This window comes from Streptomyces sp. NPDC020731, assembly GCF_044334705.1.
Classification (GTDB): Bacteria; Actinomycetota; Actinomycetes; order Streptomycetales; family Streptomycetaceae; genus Streptomyces.
In genome coordinates this window covers 316,081-336,989 of the sequence record NZ_JBIRTN010000003.1, presented here as the reverse complement: position 1 = coordinate 336,989, position 20,909 = coordinate 316,081, and the positions used below count along the sequence as shown (strand labels likewise).

Annotated in this window: 17 protein-coding genes; 5 read left to right on the top strand and 12 right to left on the bottom strand. The window is 72.8% G+C overall.

Features of this window, described 5'->3' with window-relative positions; translation table 11 throughout:
• Positions 1–100 precede the first annotated feature (100 nt).
• Positions 101–988 carry a shikimate dehydrogenase gene (locus ACH4VX_RS06580; protein ID WP_398366216.1) on the top strand — a complete coding sequence of 296 codons (888 nt, stop codon included), beginning with the start codon at positions 101–103 and terminating at the stop codon, positions 986–988.
• A gap of 42 nt (positions 989–1,030) precedes the next feature.
• A complete protein-coding gene (locus ACH4VX_RS06575; RefSeq protein ID WP_398366215.1) occupies positions 1,031–2,827 on the top strand; it encodes a bifunctional sugar phosphate isomerase/epimerase/4-hydroxyphenylpyruvate dioxygenase family protein in 1,797 nt (598 codons plus the stop codon).
• Positions 2,828–3,083: 256 nt separating this feature from the next.
• On the opposite strand, the gene ACH4VX_RS06570 is transcribed toward ACH4VX_RS06575, so the two are convergent.
• The 10 genes from ACH4VX_RS06570 to ACH4VX_RS06525 form a co-directional block, all read right to left on the bottom strand.
• A complete protein-coding gene (locus tag ACH4VX_RS06570; RefSeq protein WP_398366214.1) occupies positions 3,084–3,668 on the bottom strand; it encodes a histidine phosphatase family protein in 585 nt (194 codons plus the stop codon).
• A gap of 5 nt (positions 3,669–3,673) precedes the next feature.
• Positions 3,674–4,558 carry a phosphogluconate dehydrogenase (NAD(+)-dependent, decarboxylating) gene (gnd, locus tag ACH4VX_RS06565; RefSeq protein ID WP_398366213.1) on the bottom strand — a complete coding sequence of 295 codons (885 nt, stop codon included), beginning with the start codon at positions 4,556–4,558 and terminating at the stop codon, positions 3,674–3,676.
• Between the two features lie 6 nt (positions 4,559–4,564).
• A complete protein-coding gene (gene pgi, locus ACH4VX_RS06560; protein ID WP_398366212.1) occupies positions 4,565–6,211 on the bottom strand; it encodes a glucose-6-phosphate isomerase in 1,647 nt (548 codons plus the stop codon).
• Entirely contained in the window at positions 6,204–7,139 is a 936-nt protein-coding gene (opcA, locus tag ACH4VX_RS06555; protein ID WP_398366211.1) for a glucose-6-phosphate dehydrogenase assembly protein OpcA, read from the bottom strand. Before opcA ends, pgi begins: the two co-directional genes overlap by 8 nt.
• Positions 7,136–8,752: a glucose-6-phosphate dehydrogenase gene (gene zwf / locus ACH4VX_RS06550; protein WP_398366210.1), complete on the bottom strand. Its 1,617-nt coding sequence runs from the start codon at positions 8,750–8,752 to the stop codon at positions 7,136–7,138. The genes opcA and zwf overlap by 4 nt, the downstream gene beginning before the upstream one ends.
• Positions 8,749–9,000: a hypothetical protein gene (locus tag ACH4VX_RS06545; protein WP_398366209.1), complete on the bottom strand. Its 252-nt coding sequence runs from the start codon at positions 8,998–9,000 to the stop codon at positions 8,749–8,751. The genes zwf and ACH4VX_RS06545 overlap by 4 nt, the downstream gene beginning before the upstream one ends.
• A gap of 379 nt (positions 9,001–9,379) precedes the next feature.
• A complete protein-coding gene (locus ACH4VX_RS06540) occupies positions 9,380–10,786 on the bottom strand; it encodes a glycoside hydrolase family 16 protein (RefSeq protein ID WP_398366208.1) in 1,407 nt (468 codons plus the stop codon).
• A 624-nt stretch (positions 10,787–11,410) separates the two neighbouring features.
• Positions 11,411–13,519, bottom strand: a complete 2,109-nt coding sequence (locus ACH4VX_RS06535) for an MMPL family transporter (protein WP_398366207.1) — start codon at positions 13,517–13,519, stop codon at positions 11,411–11,413.
• 130 nt (positions 13,520–13,649) lie between these two features.
• Positions 13,650–14,321 (bottom strand): response regulator, encoded by a 672-nt coding sequence (locus ACH4VX_RS06530; protein ID WP_398366206.1) that lies wholly within the window; start codon positions 14,319–14,321, stop codon positions 13,650–13,652.
• The gene (locus ACH4VX_RS06525) at positions 14,318–15,514 is read right to left on the bottom strand and encodes a sensor histidine kinase (RefSeq protein ID WP_398366205.1); all 1,197 of its coding nucleotides are present in this window, start codon (positions 15,512–15,514) and stop codon (positions 14,318–14,320) included. Before ACH4VX_RS06525 ends, ACH4VX_RS06530 begins: the two co-directional genes overlap by 4 nt.
• A 387-nt stretch (positions 15,515–15,901) precedes the next feature.
• On the opposite strand from ACH4VX_RS06525, the gene ACH4VX_RS06520 reads away from it, so the two are divergent.
• Positions 15,902–17,239, top strand: coding sequence for a 6-phospho-beta-glucosidase (locus ACH4VX_RS06520; RefSeq protein WP_398366204.1), 1,338 nt, complete (start codon positions 15,902–15,904; stop codon positions 17,237–17,239).
• A 172-nt stretch (positions 17,240–17,411) separates the two neighbouring features.
• Here ACH4VX_RS06520 and ACH4VX_RS06515 read toward each other — a convergent pair whose 3' ends face one another.
• Positions 17,412–18,539 (bottom strand): ATP-grasp domain-containing protein, encoded by a 1,128-nt coding sequence (locus tag ACH4VX_RS06515; RefSeq protein ID WP_398366203.1) that lies wholly within the window; start codon positions 18,537–18,539, stop codon positions 17,412–17,414.
• 235 nt (positions 18,540–18,774) lie between these two features.
• Between ACH4VX_RS06515 and ACH4VX_RS06510 the strand changes: the two genes are divergently transcribed.
• Together ACH4VX_RS06510 and ACH4VX_RS06505 are read left to right on the top strand one after the other, a co-directional pair.
• On the top strand, positions 18,775–19,632 hold the full coding sequence (locus tag ACH4VX_RS06510) for a metallophosphoesterase family protein (protein WP_398366314.1): 858 nt from the start codon (positions 18,775–18,777) through the stop codon (positions 19,630–19,632).
• Positions 19,629–20,306: a 4'-phosphopantetheinyl transferase gene (locus ACH4VX_RS06505; RefSeq protein WP_398366202.1), complete on the top strand. Its 678-nt coding sequence runs from the start codon at positions 19,629–19,631 to the stop codon at positions 20,304–20,306. The genes ACH4VX_RS06510 and ACH4VX_RS06505 overlap by 4 nt, the downstream gene beginning before the upstream one ends.
• A gap of 39 nt (positions 20,307–20,345) precedes the next feature.
• Here ACH4VX_RS06505 and ACH4VX_RS06500 read toward each other — a convergent pair whose 3' ends face one another.
• Positions 20,346–20,561 carry a hypothetical protein gene (locus ACH4VX_RS06500; RefSeq protein ID WP_398366201.1) on the bottom strand — a complete coding sequence of 72 codons (216 nt, stop codon included), beginning with the start codon at positions 20,559–20,561 and terminating at the stop codon, positions 20,346–20,348.
• Positions 20,562–20,909: the final 348 nt, after the last annotated feature.

Here is a 20,909-nt window from a genome sequence, read left to right as displayed (position 1 = left end):
GCCCCTCGCCCGGCCCGACGGGTCTTCCCGCGGGCCAGGGGCGGCTGATATAGCTAACGTACTGGTTCGTACATTAGTGAGCCGCCTCTGGAGGTCCGCGGTGCTCAAGGACTCGTATCTCGTCGGGCTGATCGGCTCCGGCATCGGCCCCTCGCTCAGCCCGGCGCTGCACGAGCGGGAGGCCGGCCGGCAGGGCCTGCGCTGTCTGTACCGGCTCCTCGACCTCGACACGATCGGTGTCCCGCCCGAGGCGGTGGGCGAGCTGCTGCGCGCCGCCCGGCTGCTCGGTTTCGACGGGCTCAACATCACCCACCCGTGCAAGCGGCTCGTCGTCGAGCACCTGGACGCCCTCGATCCGCAGGCCGAGGCGCTCGGCGCGGTCAACACCGTCGTGTTCGAGGGCGGGCGGGCCGTCGGTCACAACACGGACGTCACCGGCTTCGCCGCCGCCTTCGCCCGCGGTCTGCCCGACGCCCCGCTGGAACGGGTCGTGCAGCTCGGCGCGGGCGGCGCCGGCGCGGCCGTCGCGCACGCCACGCTCACCCTCGGCGCCGAACGGGTCACCGTCGTCGACGCACTGCCCGAGCGGGCCGCCGACCTCGCCGCCGCGCTGAACCGCGGCTTCGGGCCCGGTCGGGCCGCCGCGGCGCCCCTGGACCGGCTGCCGGAGCTGCTCGGCGCCGCCGACGGCCACGGCGGCCTCGTGCACGCCACCCCCACCGGCATGGCCGCCCATCCCGGCCTGCCCCTGCCGGCCGGGCTGCTGCACCCCGGACTGTGGGTCGCCGAGGTCGTGTACCGCCCGCTGGAGACCGAGCTGCTGCGCACCGCCCGCGCGGCCGGCTGCGCCACCCTCGACGGCGGCGGCATGGCCGCCTTCCAGGCCGCCGACGCGTTCCGCCTGTTCACCGGCCGGGAACCCGACAGCGCGCGGATGCTCGCGGACCTCACCGAGCTGACAGACGGCGCCGTCGGGGCGCCCAAGTAGACCGAGAGACCGAGAAGCACCACGGAAGCAAGAGGTACCGACGTGCGTACGTCCATCGCCACCGTCTCCCTCAGCGGCTCCCTCACCGAGAAGCTCACGGCCGCGGCCCGGGCCGGCTTCGACGGAGTGGAGATCTTCGAGAACGACCTGATCACCGCGCCGCTCACCCCCGAGGAGATCCGCGCGCGCTGCACCGACCTCGGCCTGACCGTGGACCTCTACCAGCCGATGCGGGACATCGAGGCCGTGCCCGAGGACGTCTTCGCCCGCAATCTGCGCCGCGCCCGGCACAAGTTCGGGCTGATGCGCAGGCTGGGCGCCGACACGGTCCTCGTCTGCTCCAGCGTCGACCCGTCCGCCGTCGACGACGACGCCCTCGCCGCGCGGCAGCTGAGCGACCTGGCCGACCTGGCCGACGACTTCGGCATCCGGGTGGCGTACGAGGCGCTGGCCTGGGGGCGGCACGTCAGTACGTACGACCATGCCTGGCGCATCGTCGAGGCGGCCGGCCATCCCGCGCTCGGGACCTGTCTGGACAGCTTCCACATCCTCTCGCGCGGCAGCGACCCCAAGGGCATCGAGGACATCCCCGGCGAGAAGATCTTCTTCCTCCAGCTCGCCGACGCCCCGCTGCCCGCGATGGACGTACTGCAGTGGAGCCGCCACCATCGCTGCTTCCCCGGCCAGGGCGGCTTCGACGTCGCCGGACTGGTCCGGCACGTGCTGCGCACCGGCTACGACGGGCCGCTCTCCCTGGAGGTCTTCAACGACGTCGTCCGGCAGGCCGAGGCCGGCCCGACCGCCGTGGACGCCCGCCGCTCCCTGCTGATGCTCCAGGAGGAGGTGGGCGCGGCCGAACCCCCGGCCCCTGTCGTCCCCACCGGATTCGCCTTCGCGGAACTCGTCACGCCCGACGCGGACCCCCTCGCGGGTCTGCTCCACGCGCTGGGCTTCGCCCGCACCGCCCGGCACCGCAGCAAGCCCGTCGACCTGTGGCAGCAGGGCGAGGCCCGGATCCTGGTCAACACCGGGGCGGCCGTACGCCGTGACGGCACCCGGCTCGCTGCCGTCGGGCTGGAGTCACCCGACGCCGCCGGTGCCGCCCGCCGCGCCGAGGCCCTGCTGGCACCCGTACTGCCGCGCCGCCGCGCCCCCGAGGACGCCCCGCTCGACGCGGTGGCCGCGCCCGACGGCACGGAACTGTTCTTCTGCGGCACCCGGCTCCCGTCCGGCGGCGGCTGGCGGTCCGACTTCGCGGACGTGGAGCACGCCCCCGCCGCCGCGGACGTACGGCACATCGACCATCTCGCCCTCACCCAGCCCTGGCACCACTTCGACGAGGCGGCCCTCTTCCACCGCGGCGTGCTCGGACTGCTCGCCGACGAGAGCGTGGACGTCGCCGACCCCTACGGCCTGCAGCGCAGCCGCGCGGTCGGCAACACCGACGGCAGTGTCCGCATCGCCCTCGGCGTCGGTGCCGCGCCCACGGACGACACCGTGCACGCCCAGCACATCGCGCTCGCCACCGACGACGTGGTCGCCGCGGCCCGCCGCTTCCGAGACGCCGGCGGCCGGCTGCTGCCCATCCCGGCGAACTACTACGACGACCTCGCCGCCCGTCACGAGTTCGCCGACGGCGAGCTGGAGACCTATCGCGACCTGGGCATCCTCCACGACCGCGACGAGCACGGCACCCTGCGCCACTGCTACACCCGCACCGTCGGCCGCGTCTTCTTCGAACTCGTCCAGCGCGACGGCGGCCACCGCGGCTACGGCGCCCGCAACGCCCCGGTCCGCCTGGCCGCCCAGCACGCGGCACAGACGCGCGCGGGCGGCTGAGCGCTCGGCTTCTCGCCGAGCCGTGGACGGCTTCGGCAGAGGGCCGCGGCACCGATGGCTGCCGGCCGGCCTCCCCGACGCGCATCAGCGCGCAGGAGCGGCGGGCCGTCAGCCCACGACGGGCCGGGTCGGGCCGACCCGGCCACCGGCCCCGTGCTGCCAGGGCGCACGGGGGCCGTCAGGCGCACCGCCGCCCGCGACGCGGGCACGGCCGCACTCGCCGACGGCCCGGTGGCCGGGGCCGGACCCCCGCACCTCACGGCCGGGTGTTCCACTCCGCCACCACCGGGCTGCCGTGCTCCAGTGACAGACGGCTCAGGGTGCCCGTCTCCAGGCGGAACAGCCGCCCGGCGGACGGCGGCAGGCCCAGCCGGCGGGCCGTCAGGACGCGGAGCAGATGGCCGTGCGCCACCAGCATCACGTCCCCCTCCTCCAGTGCCACGGCAACCCGGGACAGCACCCGGTCCGCCCGTTCGCCGACCTGCTCCGGGGACTCGCCGGGGAACTCCCGGCCGGGCGGCACCCCGTCGGTCCACAGGTCCCAGCCGGGCCGGGTGCGGTGGATGTCCGCGGTGGTGACCCCCTCGTAACCGCCGTAGTCCCACTCCCGCAGGTCCGGCTCCCGTACGGCCCCGGTCAGGCCCGCCAGTTCGGCGGTGTGCCGGGCGCGGACCAGCGGGCTGGTGAGGACCAGCCCGAAGGTCAGCCCCGCCAACAGGGGAGCGAGGGACTTGGCCTGGGCCTCACCGGCCGGGGTCAGGGGGAGATCGGTCCGGCCGGTGTGCCGGCCCGTTCTGCTCCACTCCGTCTCGCCGTGCCGCGCCAGCAGCAGGTCTCCCACCGGCGTTACGCCTTCTCCGCCGACTCGACGGCGTGCCCGCCGAACTGCTTGCGCAGCGCCGCGATCATCTTCATCTGCGGCGAGTCCTCCTGACGGGAGGCGAACCGCGCGAACAGCGAGGCGGTGATGGCGGGCAGCGGCACGGCGTTGTCGATGGCCGCCTCCACGGTCCAGCGGCCCTCGCCCGAGTCCTCGGCGTACCCGCGCAGCCGCTCCAGATGCTGGTCCTCGTCGAGGGCGTGCACCGCGAGGTCGAGCAGCCAGGAACGGATGACGGTGCCCTCCTGCCAGGAGCGGAACACCTCCCGGACGTTGTCCACCGAGTCGACCTTCTCCAGGAGCTCCCAGCCCTCGGCGTAGGCCTGCATCATGGCGTACTCGATGCCGTTGTGGACCATCTTCGCGAAGTGCCCGGCGCCGACCCTGCCCGCGTGGACATAGCCGTACGGGCCGTCCGGCTTGAGCGCGTCGAAGATCGGCTTCAGCCGCTCCACGTGCTCCTCGTCGCCGCCGACCATCAGGGCGTACCCGTTCTTCAGGCCCCACACACCGCCCGAGACGCCCGCGTCGACGAAACCGATGCCCCGGGCGCCCAGCTCCTTGGCGTGCTTCTCGTCGTCCGTCCAGCGGGAGTTGCCGCCGTCGACGACCGTGTCGCCGGGCTCGAGCAGGCTCCCCAGCTGATCGACGATGTGCTGGGTGACGGCGCCGGCCGGCACCATCACCCACACGGCGCGCGGCCCGTCGAGCCGGTCGACCAGGTCGGACAGGTGGTCGACGTCGGAGAGTTCGGGGTTGGTGTCGTACCCGATGACGGTGTGGCCGGCGTTGCGGATGCGCTCACGCATGTTGCCGCCCATCTTGCCGAGCCCGACAAGGCCGATCTGCATGTCAGTTCACTCCCTGTGTTCGCGGTAGGCGGCCACCAGAGCGGCCGTGGACGGGTCGAGACCGGAGACGTCGGCGCCTGTGGTGAGGGCGGGTTCGACGCGCTTGGCGAGCACCTTGCCGAGTTCGACGCCCCACTGGTCGAAGGAGTCGATGTCCCAGACGGCGCCCTGGACGAAGACCTTGTGCTCGTACAGCGCGATCAGCTGGCCGAGCACCGAGGGGGTCAATTCGGTGGCCAGGATCGTGGTGGTGGGGTGGTTGCCCCGGAAGGTGCGGTGCGGCACCTGCTCCTCGGACACGCCCTCCGCCCGCACTTCCTCGGCGGTCTTGCCGAACGCGAGGGCCTGGCCCTGCGCGAACAGGTTGGCCATCAACAGGTCATGCTGCGCCTTGAGTTCGTCGCTCAGTTCGGCGACGGGACGGGCGAAACCGATCAGGTCGGCCGGGACGAGCTTCGTGCCCTGGTGGATCAACTGGTAGTAGGCGTGCTGTCCGTTGGTGCCGGGCGTGCCCCACACCACCGGCCCCGTCTGCCAGGCGACAGGGCGGCCCTGGCGGTCCACCGACTTGCCGTTGGACTCCATGTCCAGCTGCTGGAGATAGGCGGTGAACTTCGACAGGTAGTGCGAGTACGGCAGCACGGCGTGCGACTGGGCGTCGAGGAAGTTGTTGTACCAGACACCCAACAGGCCCATCAGCAGCGGGGCGTTGGCCTCGGCAGGGGCGTTGACGAAGTGCTCGTCGACGATCCGGAACCCGTCGAGCATCTCCCGGAAGCGGTCCGGGCCGATGGCGATCATCAGCGACAGGCCGATCGCGGAGTCGTAGGAGTAGCGTCCGCCGACCCAGTCCCAGAACTCGAACATGTTCGCCGTGTCGATGCCGAAGTCCGTGACCTTCTCGGCGTTGGTCGACAGCGCGACGAAGTGCTTGGCCACCGCCTTCTCGTCACCCCCCAGGCCGTTGAGCAGCCAGGTCCGCGCCGAGGTGGCGTTGGTGATCGTCTCGATCGTGGTGAAGGTCTTGGACGCGACGATGAACAGCGTCTCCGCCGGGTCCAGGTCGCGCACCGCCTCGTGCAGGTCGGCACCGTCCACGTTCGACACGAACCGGAAGGTCAGCGAACGGTCGGTGTAGGCGCGCAGCGCCTCGTACGCCATCGCCGGGCCGAGGTCGGAGCCGCCGATACCGATGTTGACGACGTTGCGGATGCGCTTGCCGGTGTGACCGGTCCACTCCCCGGAGCGGACGCGGCCGGCGAAGTCGGTCATCCGGTCGAGCACGGCGTGCACGGCCGGGACGACGTTCTCGCCCTCGACCTCGATCACCGCGTCCCGCGGGGCGCGCAGGGCGGTGTGCAGCACCGCCCGGTTCTCGGTGACGTTGATCCGCTCACCCCGGAACATGGCGTCGCGCAGGCCGAACACATCGGTGGCCTCGGCCAGTTCGAGCAGCAGGGCGAGCGTCTCGTCGTTGACCAGGTGCTTGGAGTAGTCGATGCGCAGGTCGCCCACGCGCACGACATAGCGCTGCGCGCGGGACGGGTCGTCGGCGAACAGCCCGCGCAGGTCCGGCTGCGGCAGCGCGTCCGTGCGGTGGTTCTCCAGGGCGGCCCACTCGGGGCGCCGGGTCGGCTCGGGGACGTCAGACATGAGCGGGGATCTCCTCGGTGGCCTCGCCGCGCAGGGCGACGGCGTACATCTCGTCCGCGTCGAGGCGCCTGAGCTCCTCGGCGATGAGTTCGGAGGTGGGACGGACCTTCAGCGCCAGCCGGCGCGCGGGCTGCCCCGGCAGGGTCAGCGTGGCCAGCGGGCCCTCGGGACGGTCGATGACGACCTCGCCGTCCGTGGTGCCCAGCCGGACCGCCGTGACGACGGGCCCCGCGGTCACCACCCGGTCGACGGTCACCCGCAGCCGCGCCTCCAGCCAGCGCGCCAGCAGTTCGGCGGCCGGGTTGTCGGCCTCGGCCTCCACGGTCGCCGAGGTCACCGTCGCCCGCGCCTGGTCCAGCGCCGCCGCCAGCATCGAGCGCCACAGCGTCAGCCTGGTCCAGGCGAGGTCGGTGTCGCCGGGCGCGTAGGTGCGCCGCCGGGCCTCGAGCACATCCATGGGGTTCTCGACCGCGTACAGGTCGGTGATCCTGCGCTGGCCCAGCGCGCCCAGCGGGTCCTTCGCCGGGTTCTCGGGTGCGTCCGCCGGCCACCACACCACCACCGGCGCGTCCGGCAGCAGCAGCGGCAGCACCACCGAGTCGGCGTGGTCGGACACCTCGCCGTACGTCCGCAGCACCACCGTCTCCCCGGTGCCCGCCTCCGAGCCCACCCGGACCTCGGCGTCCAGCCGGGGGTGGGTGCGCTCGCGCGGGTTGCGGGCGTGCCGCTTGATCACGACCAGGGTGCGCGAGGGGTGCTCGTGCGAGGCCTCCTCGGCCGCCTTGATCGAGTCGTAGGCGTTCTCCTCGTCCGTGACGATCACCATCGTCAGGACCATGCCCACGGCCGGTGTGCCGATGGCGCGGCGGCCCTGCACCAGCGCCTTGTTGACCTTGCTTGCCGTGGTGTCGGTCAGGTCGATCTTCATGGCCTGCGCCAGCTCCGTCCGTCTCGTGCGAGCATCTCGTCGGCCTCCACGGGTCCCCAGCTGCCCGAGGTGTACCGTGCCGGCCGGCCGTGCGACGCCCAGTACTCCTCGATCGGGTCGAGGATCTTCCAGGACTCTTCCACTTCCTGGTGACGGGGGAACAGGTTGGCGTCCCCCAGCAGGACATCCAGGATGAGCCGCTCGTACGCCTCCGGGCTGGACTCGGTGAACGACTCGCCGTAGGCGAAGTCCATGGTGACGTCCCGGAGCTCCATCGAGGTCCCCGGCACCTTGGAGCCGAACCGGACCGTCATGCCCTCGTCCGGCTGGACCCGGACGACGACCGCGTTCTGCCCCAGCTCCTCGGTGGCGGTGGAGTCGAAGGGGGAGTGCGGCGCGCGCTGGAAGACCACCGCGATCTCGGTGACCCGGCGGCCGAGCCGCTTGCCGGTGCGCAGGTAGAAGGGGACGCCCGCCCAGCGCCGGTTGTCCACCCCGAGCTTGATCGCGGCGTAGGTGTCGGTCCTCGAGGAGGGGTCGATGCCCTCCTCCTCCAGATAGCCGCGCACCTTCGCGCCGCCCTGCCAGGCACCCGCGTACTGTCCGCGCACCGTGTGCCGGCCCAGGTCGTCCGGGAGCCGCACGGCCCGGAACACCTTCAGCTTCTCGGTCAGCAGCGAGGCCGCGTCGAAGGAGGCCGGCTCCTCCATCGCGGTGAGCGCCATCAGCTGCAGCAGGTGGTTCTGGATGACGTCACGGGCGGCGCCGATGCCGTCGTAGTAACCCGCGCGGCCGCCGATGCCGATGTCCTCCGCCATGGTGATCTGTACATGGTCCACGAAGGACCGGCTCCAGACCGGTTCGAACATCTGGTTGGCGAAGCGCAGCGCCAGGATGTTCTGGACGGTCTCCTTGCCGAGGTAGTGGTCGATCCGGAAGACCTGCTCCGGGTCGAACACCTCGTGCACGATCGCGTTGAGCTCCTCGGCCGACTTCAGGTCGTGCCCGAACGGCTTCTCGATCACCGCGCGCCGCCAGGACCCCTCGGGAGCGTCGGCCAGCCCGTGCTTCTTCAGCTGCTGGACGACCTTCGGGAAGAACCTCGGCGGTACGGAGAGGTAGAAGGCGTAGTTGCCGCTGGTGCCCCGGGAGGAGTCCAGCTCGTCGACGGCCTTGCGCAGCTGGTCGAACGCGTTGTCGTCGTCGAAGTCGCCCGGGACGAACCGCATGCCCTCGGCGAGCTGCTGCCAGACCTCCTCGCGGAACGGGGTGCGCGCGTGCTCCTTGACGGCGTCGTGCACGACCTGGGCGAAGTCCTGGTCCTCCCAGTCCCGGCGGGCGAACCCGAGCAGCGAGAAGCCCGGCGGCAGCAGGCCCCGGTTGGCCAGGTCGTACACGGCCGGCATCAGCTTCTTGCGGGACAGGTCGCCGGTCACTCCGAAGATGACAAGACCGGAGGGGCCCGCCACCCGGGGCAGACGCCGGTCCTGCGGGTCGCGCAGCGGGTTGGACCAGTCGGCCGCAGGCGCGGGGAGGGCCGCGGGAGTCTCCTCCTGATCCTCCGGCCGCTCCTCCGGAGCTTTTGTCGTCGGTTCGGTCGTCTCGTCGGTCATTCCGCGTCAACTCCCTTGCTGTCGAGCGACTTCGTCACCGCGTCGAGCAGCTCCTGCCGGGCGCCCCCGGGCGTCGTGACGCCCTGGTCCCCTCGCCGCCGCGCCACCTCGTCGTACGGCAACGTCGTGCGGGCGGAGCCAGGTGCGACCGGCGCCGTCACCTCCGGCGTGTCCTTGTCCGCCGGGTCCTTCACCCCGGCGGACGCTCGGCGCTCGGCGGAGAAGAGCCTCGCGGTTGCTTCACTCACAGTCCTCATCTTCTTTCTCGCGGTCACGGCAACCACGCGCGGCGGACGGTGATTCCCTGGCGGCCACGTTGCCGGGGTGACGCCGTAGGGGGCGGATGGCACGCCGCCTCCCTTCAAGAAGTCCTCGGTTCAAGCAACATCGGTGCCGTCATGCGTTCAAGTTTAAAAGTATGACCTTTCCGGTGGACTGCCCACTCCGGGTCGACGGAGCACCCTCGGCGTCGGCGGCCCACCACTCCTCACGTGGTGCCGAGTACCGTGGAACCGCCCTGACCATGCAGTCTGCGGCCGGACATGCGAACCGGACATGCGAAAGAGGGCCCCACGTGCACGTGGGGCCCTCTTTCTCCGGCCGGGGAGGCCGGTGTGGGGGGTGGGATCAGTGGCCGAAGGTGAACCAGTTGACGTTCACGAAGTCCGACGGCTGGCCGCTGGTGAAGGTCAGATAGACGTCGTGGGTGCCCGTCACGTTGCTGATGTTCGCCGGGATCGTCCGCCAGGACTGCCAGCCGCCCGTGTTGCCCACGGCGAAGCTGCCGATGGGCGCGTTGCTCCGGCTGTCCAGGCGCACCTCGACCAGCCCGCTGACGCCGGCGCCGGCGCCGTTCGCCACCCGTGCGGAGAACTGCCGGGCCGGGTTCGAGCCGAAGGTGACGCCCTTGAACTGCAGCCAGTCGCCGTTGGCCAGCGCGCCCACGTTCTGGCCGCCGCCGGAGTCGGAGGTGTTCTCCGTCATCACGCCGCCCTGGCCGTCGTAGGACTCGGCCTGGATGGTGCCGTAGGCGTCGCGGCTGCCGGTCGGCGGGGGAGTGGTGCCGCCGCCACCGGAGGTCAGCACCTGCACGTAGTCGACGAGCATCGGGTGTCCGGGCTGGGTGCCCGAGTCCGGGCCGCCGCCGAAGGCGTCGGGGAAGCCGCCGCCCATCGCCACGTTCAGGATGATGAAGTAGCCGTGGTCGGTCGCGTTAGTCCAGGTCGTCGCGTCGACCTGGTTCTCCCGCACGGTGTGGAAGTTGTTGCCGTCGAGGTAGAAGCGGATCTCCTCCACGCTCGTCGAGCGGTCCCACTCCATCCGGTACGTGTGGAAGCCGGCCTGACAGGTCGTGCCCTGACAGGTGGTCGAACTGCCGATGCCGCTGGTCTCGTTGCACGGGCCGCCCGGTGAGGTGCCGCAGTGCATCGTGGCGAACACGGTGTTGTTGCCCTGCGTGTTCTCCATGATGTCCAGCTCGCCGACGGCGGGCCAGTTCCAGTAGTTGCCCCGGTAGGGGGAGCCCAGCATCCAGAACGCCGGCCAGTAGCCCTTGGCGGCGGCGCCGGTGACGTTCGGCACCTGGATGCGGCTCTCGACGCGGAGCTTGCCGCCGGCCGGGGGCTGGAAGTCGGTGCGCCTGGTCTCGACGCGGCCGGAGGTCCAGTTGCCGGAGGCGTCGCGGCGCGGGGTGATGCGGAGGTTGCCGTTGCCGTCGAGGGAGACGTTGTCCGCGTTGGACGTCATCGTCTCGATCTCGCCGGTGCCCCAGTTGGCGGGGCCGCCCGGGTAGCCCTTGCCGGTCGCGTACTGCCAGTTGGAGGTGTTGACACCGCTGCCCGCGGCGCCGTCGAAGTCGTCGGCGAAGACCTGGGTCCAGCCCGACGGCGGAGGCGGCACGGAGGCGCTCGCGGAGGTGCCGGCCGCGGTGGCGGCGCCCGCCGCGAGGGCGAGCGTACTGACGACGGCGAGGAGTGCCCGCCGCAGCGGGCGGGGTCCGCGGAGCGGGCGGGGGGTGCCGGAGGTGTCACTCATGTGGGGATGCCCTCTCGGGTTCGGATGCCTGTGGCGGGAAGTGCGTTCGAGAGCCCGGAACTTCGCTTGAGAGCGCTCTCAAAGTGACGCCAATGTGCTCTGCGACGCTTGCGCCGTCAAGAGGTGTAACCGAGGAAGTCCTTGCGGACGTGGAGAGTTCACGTCCCGAATTGACGCGAATGGGTGCAAGGGGCGCCGTGGACGCCGGACGGGCGCGGCGCCGGGAAGGTCCCGGGCGGCGCGCCCGTCGCTCCGTTCGACCATGCGGGGGCGGGGGGATGCCGGGTCGGTTGTGCGGCGGCTGCGGGTGGGTGGTTGGTCGCTCGCGCGGTTCCCCGCGCCCTTGAAGGGGCGCGGGGCTGTACCGGCACGCGGCTCCGCCACGTGGGCGCGAAGGGGGTCCGGGGGCAAAGTCCCCGGTGCTTCGTGAAGTCCCCGGTGCTCTCGAAGGCGGCCGGTGCTCCCGGAAGCGGGCGGTGCCGTACGCGCACACCGGTCGGCGTGTGCGGGCGCGGCGCCGGGAAGGTTCCGGCGCCGCGCCCGTCGCTCCGTCCGGTCACATGCGGGTCGGGCGCTCGCCACCCGGCCGGCACGCGTGGCGAGGAGCCTTCGGTGGGTGGGTCCTCACACCCCCGTCGGCACCCGTGGCCGGGACGCCTCCTCCGCCTCCTCCCGGAGGCCGAAGCGGTCGTGGACCCGGCGCAACGGGGCCGGGGCCCACCAGGCGTGGCGGCCGAGGAGGGACATGGTGGCCGGGACCAGGAGCATCTGGACGACGGTCGCGTCGATGAGGACGGCCAGGGTGAGACCCAGGCCGATCTGCAGGATGGGCGAGAAGCCGCCCGTCATGAAGGCGGCGAAGACGACCGCCAGCAGCAGCGCCGCGCAGGTGACCACCCGGCCGGAGCGGCGCAGCCCGGTCACCACGGCCTCCGCGTCGTCACCGGTGCGCTCCCGGGCCTCGCGCATCCGGGCCAGGATGAACAGCTCGTAGTCCATGGCGAGTCCGAACGCGATCGCGATGATCAGCGGCGGCGCGGTGAGGCTCAGCGCCCCCAGCCCCTCGGTGCCCAGCAGCCCGGCCAGATGGCCGTCCTGGAAGACCCACACCACCGCGCCGAGCGCGGCGCCCAGGCTGAGCAGCGTCGTCGCGATGGTGCGCAGCGGCAGCAGCACGGAACCCGTGAACGCGAACAGCAGCACGAAGATGCCGGCCAGGACGGTCAGGGCCGCCCACGGTGCCCGTTCGGCGAGCATCTCGCGGAAGTCGACCAGCCGGGCCGCGGGCCCGGTGACCTCGACCGGTTCGTCGCCGCGTACCTCCCGCACCCGTTCGACCAGGTCGGTCGCCTCCTTGCCGTCGGCCTCGCCGGGCGGCCGGATCTCCAGCACCGCGGCACCACCGGGCAGTTCACGGGCCGTGGTGGCCGGGGACAGCGCGCGGATCCTGTCGACCGCCGCGCCGTCGGCGCCGGGCCGGACGACGACGGTGACCGGCGTGACCCCGGCGCCGGGCGGGAAGTGGTCGCCCACGGTGTCGTGCAGCTGCCGGGCCTCGCTGTCCGTGGGCAGCTGACGCGCGTCCCCGATGGCGATCTTCATCCCGGCCACCGGCACCGCGAGGACCAGCAGCACCGGGACGGCCACGGCCAGGACGGCGATCCGGCGCCGGGCCGCGAAATGGGCGAGCCGTGCGAAGAGGCGGCCCTCCTCGCCCTCCGGACGGTCCTTCGCCGGGGTGATCCGCCCGCCGAACCGGGCCAGCATCGCGGGCAGCAGGGTGAGCGCGGCCAGCATGTCGATGACGACCACGGCGGCGACCGCGAGGCCCATGCTGCGCAGGAACACGCTCGGGAAGACCAGCAGCCCGGTCAGGCTGACGGCCACCGTGAGCCCGGAGAACAGCACCGTCCGCCCGGCCGCCGCGACCGTGCGGTGCACCGCCTCGACGACGTCCTCGGTGTGCCGGCGCTCCTCCCGGAAACGCATCACCATCAGCAGGGCGTAGTCCACGGCGAGCCCGAGCCCCAGCATCGTCGTCACCTGGATCGCGTACACGGAGATGTCCGTGACCTCACTGAAGAGGAACAGCGCCAGGAAGGCCCCCGCGATCCCGCTGACCGCGACGACCAGCGGCAGCAGCGCCGAGCGCAGCCCGCCGAACACCACGAGCAGCAGCGCCAGCACCACCGGCAGGGAGACCAGTTCCGCGAACTTGACGTCCTTCTGGGCCTGCTCGCTGAGCTGCTGCCCCAGCAGCGGCCCCCCGCTCACATGGACGTCGGGGGCGTCGATCTCCCTGATCCGTTCGGCCGCCGCGTCGAGGGTGTGCTCCTCGGCGTCGTCGTCCAGACCGCCCTCGAGCGTGACGGGGATGATCAGCGCCCGTCCGTCCTCCGCGGTCAGACCGCGCGTGGTGTACGGGTCGGGCACGGCGGCGACCCCGGCCACCTTCCGGACGTCGGCGACGGCCCGCTCGACCTCGGCGCGCAACTCCGGGTCCGAGACGGCGGTGCCGGCCACCACGCCGGTGACCGACTCACCGGCCGGGTCCTCCCGGTCCAGGTACTGGGCGGCCGACTCCGACTCGGTTCCGGGTACTTCGGGCACGTTGTCGGAGAGCCGCGCGAACACGCCCGTCCCCAGTCCGAATCCCAGCAGCAGAAAGAGCCCCCACAGGAGCATCACGGTCAAGGGGCGGCGGGTGGCCGCCCGGGCAAGTGCGGAAAGCACGGTCCCTCCCGGCGGGTGATGGTTCGTCAACACCCCTCAGACTCGCGCCGGGGGGCGGTGCGGCGGATCGCCGGAGGGAGCGGTTTGCGGCCCTCGCCCGTACGGGGGAGACGGCCCCCTCACTCACTCCTCAGGGGGAGCCCGGGACGATCAGCCCCGTCTCGTACGCGCAGATCACCGCCTGCACCCGGTCCCTGAGACCGAGCTTGCTCAGCACGTTGCTCACATGGGTCTTGACGGTGTGTTCACTGACGAACAGGGTCGTCGCGATCTCCGCGTTGGACAGTCCCCGGGCCAGCAGCCGCAGCGTCTCCACCTCGCGGGCGGTGAGCGCGTCCAGCCGCTGCGGGGTGGCGGCATCGGCGGCGGCCCGCTCCCGGCGGCGCCGCACGATGTCCGCGACCAGCCGCCGGGTCACCGCGGGGGCGAGCAGCGAGTCGCCCGCCGCGACCACCCGCACCGCGTGCACGAGGTCGTCCCGGCGGACGTCCTTCAGCAGAAAGCCGCTGGCACCCGCGTACAGCGCCTCGTACACGTACTCGTCCAGGTCGAACGTGGTCAGCATGACCACCTTGCAGCCCGACTGCCCGCACACCTGACGGGCCGCCTCCAGACCGTCCATCACCGGCATGCGGATGTCCAGCAACAGCACGTCCGGGGCGTGCCGGCGCACCGCGGCGACGGCCTCCTCGCCGTCCCCGGCCTCGGCGACCACCTCGATGTCGTCCTGGGCGTCGAGGATCATGCCGAAGCCGGCCCGGACCAGCTCCTGGTCGTCGGCGACGACCACCCGGATGCTCACCCGAGGGCCCCCTCCCGGTCGGCGGCCACCGGCAGGCGTACGACGACCCGGAAGCCGCCGTCCGGGCCGCTGCCGGTCTCGGCGCTGCCCCCGCAGGCGGCGGCCCGCTCCCGGATGCCGATCAGCCCGTGTCCGCCGACCGGCGTGGGGGCGCCCCGCCCGTCGTCCGTCATCGTGAGGGTCACCTGGTCCTCCGCCCAGTCCAGCTCCACCACGGCGCGGGAGGCCCGGGCGTGCTTCACGGTGTTGGTGAGAGCTTCCTGGACCACACGGTAGGCGGCGACCTCGGTGTCCGAGGACAGCGGGCAGGATATCCCCGTGGTGCGCAGTTCGATGCGCAGCCCCGTGGAGTCCCGCACCTGGCCGACCAGCAGGGGCAGCGCCGCCAGGCTCGGCTGCGGCAACCGCCGCGCGATGTCTCCGTCCGGCCGCTCCTCCTTCAACACGCCGAGGATGCGCCGTAGTTGGGACATCGCGTCCCGTCCGGTCGTCGCGATGGTGTCGAACGTGGCCTCCGCGCGCTCAGGATCCTTGCGCACCACCACGGGTCCGGCCTCCGCCTGGACCACCATCAGGCTCACGGCGTGCGCCAGGATGTCGTGCATGTCCCGGGCGATGCGGGCGCGTTCCTCCGCGCGGGCCCGCGCGGTGTCCGCGGCCCGCTCCCGTTCCAGCCGGCGGGCCCGGTCCTCCAGTTCGGTGGTGTACGCGCGCTGGACCCGGGCGAGCATCCCGAGGGCGTAGGCGCAGACCAGGCCCATCAGATGGAAGGCGTACTCGAAGGGCTCCTTGTCCGCCTGGTGCTGCATGGTCACGACGACCCCGACGATCCAGCCCGTGAGCATGAACCGGCGCTGCCAGGGCCTGACCTGGGCGGCCATGGTGTACAGCACGACCATGCCGCCGTACATCACGTCCGGCGGGGGAGCCTGGTACAGCGCCTGCGCCGGAGTGGCGACCGACACGGCCCACGCGGCCGTGCAGGGTGCCCGCCGCCGCCAGATCAGCGGTACGGCCGTGGCGGCGCCGAGCAGCCAGCCCTGCCAGGTCAGCCGGTCGTCGCCCTCGTCGGGGAAGATCCACTGCAGGGAGACGGCGAACAGCACGAGCGCGGCGAGCGCCGTGTCGAGGGCGTACGGATTCGCCGTACGCCAGCGGACGACGACCGGCGCGAAGGCGGACCGGAGGGACATGGGCGGCTCCTCGGGGCGGGGGCCGTACCAGTATCACGAGGAGCCGGGAGCCCGGTCCTCACCGGTGAGAGGGATTTCGCAGCGGCTCCGGGCATGCGCGGACCGGGACGATCGGCCACTCCGGCCGAAAGGGCGGGGACGGCGTCCGACCGGAAGCCCGACCGCCGGCACAGGGCCCGGGGGCGGGTGGGGGGAGCGTGCCGCGCCGGCAGGGCGGCGGGTCGGCTCTTCGGTCGTGGCCCGCCCTGTCGGGGCGTCCACGTGCCGGGCGCGGAGCGGCTGGTCATGGCAGGCTGCCCTCCAGCGGGTCGGGTCGGCGGAGCGTACCCGGCGCGGTCGCGCCGCGAGTAGGGTCGTCCCGGTTCGTCGTGGTGGGAAGGTGCGGATGTGAAGCTGACGATTCTGGGCGGTGGAGGATTCCGCGTGCCGCTGGTGTACGGGGCGCTGCTCGGGGACCACGCCGAGGGCCGGGTGACCCGTGTCGTCCTGCACGACGTGGACGCCGGGCGGCTGCGCGCGATCGCCCGGGTACTGGCCGAGCAGGCCGCCGGTGTGCCCGACGCGCCCGAGGTGACCGTCACCACCGACCTCGACGAGGCGCTGCGCGGCGCCGGCTTCGTCTTCTCCGCGATCCGCGTGGGCGGCCTCGAAGGCAGGGCGAACGACGAACGGGTCGCCCTCGCCGAGGGCGTGCTCGGCCAGGAGACGGTCGGCGCGGGCGGCATCGCCTACGGGCTGCGCACCGTGCCCGTCGCCGTCGACATCGCCCGGCGGGTGGCCCGCCTCGCCCCCGACGCCTGGGTCATCAACTTCACCAACCCCGCCGGCCTGGTCACCGAGGCCATGTCCCGCCACCTCGCCGACCGCGTCATCGGCATCTGCGACTCACCGGTCGGCCTCGGCCGCCGTATCGCCCGGGTGCTCGGCGCGCGGCCGCGGGAGGCGTGGGTCGACTACGTCGGCCTCAACCACCTCGGCTGGGTGCGCGGCCTGCGGGTCGCCGGCCGGGACCAACTCCCGCGCCTGCTCGCCGACCCCGCCCTGCTCGGCTCCTTCGAGGAGGGCAGGCTCTTCGGCGCCGACTGGCTGCAGTCCCTGGGCGCGATCCCCAACGAGTACCTGCACTATTACTACTTCAACCGTGAGGCCGTGCACGCCTACCAGGAGGCGAAGCAGACGCGGGGCGCGTTCCTGCACGACCAGCAGGCACGGTTCTACGCCGGGGCGGCCGACCCCGGCGCCCCCGCCCTGGACCTGTGGAACCGCACCCGCGCCGAACGCGAGGCCACCTACATGGCCGAGAACCGGGAGGCGGCGGGCGCGGGCGAACGCGAGGCCGAGGACCTGTCCGGCGGCTACGAGGACGTGGCGCTCGCCCTGATGCGGGCCATCGCCCGCGACGAACGCACCACCCTGATCCTCAACGTCCGCAACCGCGGCACCCTGTCACCACTGGACGGGGACGCCGTCATCGAGGTCCCCTGCCTGGTGGACGCCGGCGGGGCGCACCCCGTCTCCGTCGACCCGCTGCCCGACCACGCCACCGGTCTGGTCTGCGCCGTCAAGGCCGTCGAGCGAGAGGTGCTCGCCGCCGCCCGGTCGGGTTCCCGCGCGACGGCCGTCAAGGCGTTCGCGCTGCATCCGCTCGTCGACTCCGTGCACGTGGCCCGCCGTCTCGTCGACGGCTACACCGCCGCCCACCCCGGCCTCGCCTACCTCGGATAGCCGGCGGGCACGGCTTCGGGTCGGCCGGTCGCCCCCCGTGACAGCGGCCGACCGACCCGAGCCCCCCGTTCCCCCGTGCTTCCCCCCGGCGGCTTCCCCAAGTCGCCTTCACCATCAAGAGCACGCGGCCCGGCCCCTGATACACCCCCGGCGGAAACTTTCTGGAGAATTTCTACGTGCGCGCTCCGGTCGCCGCCCGCGGCCCCACGGACACGGCCGGAGCCGGTACGGCCCCCAGCGCGGGCGCGGGCACATCGGCACGCTGCTGCGGCAGCGTCACCGGCAGCAGCGGACGCGGACCCGACACCACCGTGTAGCCCTGGCCCAGGAACGGCGGTGTCATCTCGCCCGGGTCCTCGCCGAGCGCCAGCCGCACGGCGGCCCACGGGGCGTTCACCCCGCACAGCGACAACTGGTGCAGCCCGCCCGCCGGACGGGTGTTGACGTCCATGAGCACGGGCCGCTCGCCCAGCATCCGGAACTGGATGTTGGACAGGTGGTGCAGCCCGAAGCCCTCCGCGATCCGCCGGGCCGGCTCCAGCCACTGCTCGTGCAGCGTGAAGCCCCTGCGCCGGCCGTTCTTCGTGCGCCCCACCGCCAGCCGGACCCGGTTGTCGGTGCCGGTGAGACAGTCCACCGACACCTCGGGCTGCTCCAGCCGGGGCATCACCAGCCAGTCCACCGGATCGTCGGCCTCCCGCAGGGCGTCCAGCACCGGGCCGAGCGGCACGTACGGGCTCGGGAAGCCGCTCAGCTGGGCGAGCGAGAAGGGCGCACGGGTGATCATGCGGAAACCCACCCCGCCCGCGCCCGAGGCGGGTTTGAAGCAGGCCCGGTATCCGCCTGCCTCCAACTCGCCGACGGCCGCGACGAGTTCGTCCGCACTGCGGACCCGCCACCACGGCGGCACGGGCACCCCGACCGCCTGGACCGCCTCATAGGCGGTCACCTTGTCGTGGAACACGGCCACCGCCTCGGGCGGCGGCGCCAGCAGCGCCGTACCGACCGCCTCGAACTCGGCACGGTGCGCGACGATCACCGCCTGGTGCAGCCGGGGCACGAACACATCGATGCCGCGCCGCTCGCACTGGGCGAGCGCGTACTCGACGTACGCCGCCGGGGACAACCCCTCGGGCTCCGGTTCGGCGGTGTCGGCGGCGGCCAGCACGGGGGAGTCGGGGTCACCGTGGGTGGCGTGGATCTCGACGGCCCGGTCGGCGGGATTTCTCCGCAGCTGATCCATGAAGAACACGTTCTCCGCGTACGTGCGGTTGAGCCAGACGCGTACGCGAGAGACCATGCAGGCCGCCTTTCGGGGTGCGCGGGCAGGGCTCGGCGACCCGTTGCCCGGGCAGGAGTGTGGAGGGTCACCGAACCGCCCTGTGGAAGGGTGTTTCACGGCGGTGGTGTCGGGGCAGATCATACGGCTTCACAGGCTGTTCCCGTACCACACGCGGATGACGGGGCACGCTTGTTCCGGCGGCACCGATGTGATCTCGTGGTGGAGCGCGCGACGGCTGAAGGAGCGACGGGTGATGTCGGGGACGGACGGCGGCGGACAGCTGTGGGCCATCAGCGACCTGCACATCGGCTACGCCGAGAACCGTGCCCTGGTCGACGGCATGCGGCCCGGGTCGGACGGGGACTGGCTGCTCGTGGCCGGTGACGTCGCGGAGACCGTGGAGGACATCCACTGGGCCCTCAGGACGCTCGCAGACCGGTTCGCCAAGGTCGTCTGGGTGCCCGGCAACCACGAGCTGTGGACCCATCCGGGCGACCCGGTCACGCTGCGCGGCGTCGCCCGCTACGACCACCTGGTCGAACAGTGCCGCGACCTCGGAGTGATCACGCCCGAGGACCCGTACCCCGTCTGGGACGGCCCCGGCGGCCCGGTCGTCGTCGCACCGCTGTTCCTGCTGTACGACTACTCGTTCCTGCCGCCCGGGTGCGCCACCAAGGACGAGGGACTGGAGTACGCGCACGGCACCGGGGTCGTCTGCACCGACGAGCGGCTGCTGCACCCCGACCCGTACCCGAGCCGGGAGGCATGGTGCCGGGCCCGGGTCGCCGAGACCGGACGCCGGCTGGCCGAGGTGCCGGACGGGATGCCGCTCGTCCTGGTCAACCACTGGCCGTTGCACCGCCATCCGACGGACGTCCTGTGGTACCCCGAGTTCGCCATGTGGTGCGGCACCGTGCTCACCGACGACTGGCACCGGCGGTTCCCCGTCCACACCATGGTCTACGGCCATCTGCACATCCCCCGGACCACCCGGCAGGACGGCGTCCGCTTCGAGGAGGTGTCGGTGGGCTACCCGCGCGAATGGCGCAAGCGGGAACAGCCGCCGGGGCGGCTGCGCCGGATCGTGCCGCGGGAGGACGAGGGGCGATGATCGAGGAACTGCTGCCACAGACGGTGGTCGCCGTCGAGGCCCACGGAGACGAGGGCGTCGACGCCCCCCTGTATCCCGAGGAGGAGGCGCTGCTGGCGCGCGCCGTCCCCAAGCGCCGCCGGGAGTTCACCGCCGTACGCTCCTGCGCCCGCCGTGCCATGGACAAGCTGGGCGTGCCCGCGCGGCCGGTGCTGCCCGGCGAGCGGGGTGCCCCCGTCTGGCCCGACGGGCTGGCCGGCAGCATGACCCACTGCCAGGGCTACTGCGCCGCCGCCCTGGTGCGCGCCGCCGACCTGGCGTCCCTCGGCATCGACGCGGAGCCCCACGCTCCGCTGCCCGAGGGCGTCCTGTCCTCCGTGGCGCTGCCGCAGGAGGCGGCGCGGATCGGCGGTCTGGCCGGGGAGCTGCCCGCCGTGCACTGGGACCGGCTGCTGTTCAGCGCCAAGGAGTCCGTCTACAAGGCGTGGTTCCCGCTCACCGGGAAGTGGCTGGACTTCATGGAGGCCGACCTCGACCTCTTCGCCGACCCCGGCGGGCACACCCGCGGCGGCTTCCGGGCCACCCTCCTCGTCCCGGGCCCGCGCGTGGGCACCCGAGTGGTCGACCACTTCACCGGCCGCTGGATCACCGAGGGAGACCTGGTCGCGACGGCGGTCGCCGTCCCGCACGGCTGAGCGGGACGGCGACCGCCGCCACGGGAGGGACACGTCCGGCTACGGCTCGGGGTGCCGGCCGCGCAGCATCCGGAAGAACGCCTCCTCGTTGCCGGTCAGGCCCGCCCCGGCCAGGGCGGTCTCCGCCTCGGCGAGCACGGAGGGCGGCACCATCGGGCCCGACCGGCTGTCGAGGGTGGCGCGCACCGTGTGCAGCAGTCGTAGGTAGGCCTGGACGGCGGTGCGCTCGCGGTCGGTCAGTACGGTGGTCGGCATCGCTCGGTTCTCCCCGTGTCGCGGTCGGTGACGATTCGCCTCCAGCTTGCCGCCCACCACTGACAATCGGGTCTCACCGTGGACCGGTTCGCCCGGCCGGCGGGCTCGCGCGCCGGGACGTGCCGGCTCGGCCCCGCGGCCCCGGACACCCCGGGCACCCGGGTCCGCCGTGTCGGGCCGCGCCCCGCCCGTCGTCCCGGACGGGAGGACCGTCGTACGGAACGGCACGGGCCGGCCGCGGCGCCCGCTCATCGCCTCGCACGGGGCCGCGTACGGACCGGCGGGCCGCGCCGGGACGGGAAGCGCCGGCGCTGCCGGTGGTTCGTCGTACGGGCGGTGTGCTCCCCC

What these genes read in the sequence shown, in the direction of transcription:
- gnd (WP_398366213.1), bottom strand. Translation starts at nt 4,558, where the DNA reads ATGCAGATCGGCCTTGTCGGGCTCGGCAAGATGGGCGGCAACATGCGT.
- pgi (WP_398366212.1), bottom strand. Translation starts at nt 6,211, where the DNA reads ATGTCTGACGTCCCCGAGCCGACCCGGCGCCCCGAGTGGGCCGCCCTG.
- opcA (WP_398366211.1), bottom strand. Translation starts at nt 7,139, where the DNA reads ATGAAGATCGACCTGACCGACACCACGGCAAGCAAGGTCAACAAGGCG.
- zwf (WP_398366210.1), bottom strand. Translation starts at nt 8,752, where the DNA reads ATGACCGACGAGACGACCGAACCGACGACAAAAGCTCCGGAGGAGCGG.
- ACH4VX_RS06540 (WP_398366208.1), bottom strand. Translation starts at nt 10,786, where the DNA reads ATGAGTGACACCTCCGGCACCCCCCGCCCGCTCCGCGGACCCCGCCCG.
- ACH4VX_RS06525 (WP_398366205.1), bottom strand. Translation starts at nt 15,514, where the DNA reads ATGTCCCTCCGGTCCGCCTTCGCGCCGGTCGTCGTCCGCTGGCGTACG.
- ACH4VX_RS06515 (WP_398366203.1), bottom strand. Translation starts at nt 18,539, where the DNA reads ATGGTCTCTCGCGTACGCGTCTGGCTCAACCGCACGTACGCGGAGAAC.
- ACH4VX_RS06510 (WP_398366314.1), top strand. Translation starts at nt 18,775, where the DNA reads ATGTCGGGGACGGACGGCGGCGGACAGCTGTGGGCCATCAGCGACCTG.
- ACH4VX_RS06505 (WP_398366202.1), top strand. Translation starts at nt 19,629, where the DNA reads ATGATCGAGGAACTGCTGCCACAGACGGTGGTCGCCGTCGAGGCCCAC.
- ACH4VX_RS06500 (WP_398366201.1), bottom strand. Translation starts at nt 20,561, where the DNA reads ATGCCGACCACCGTACTGACCGACCGCGAGCGCACCGCCGTCCAGGCC.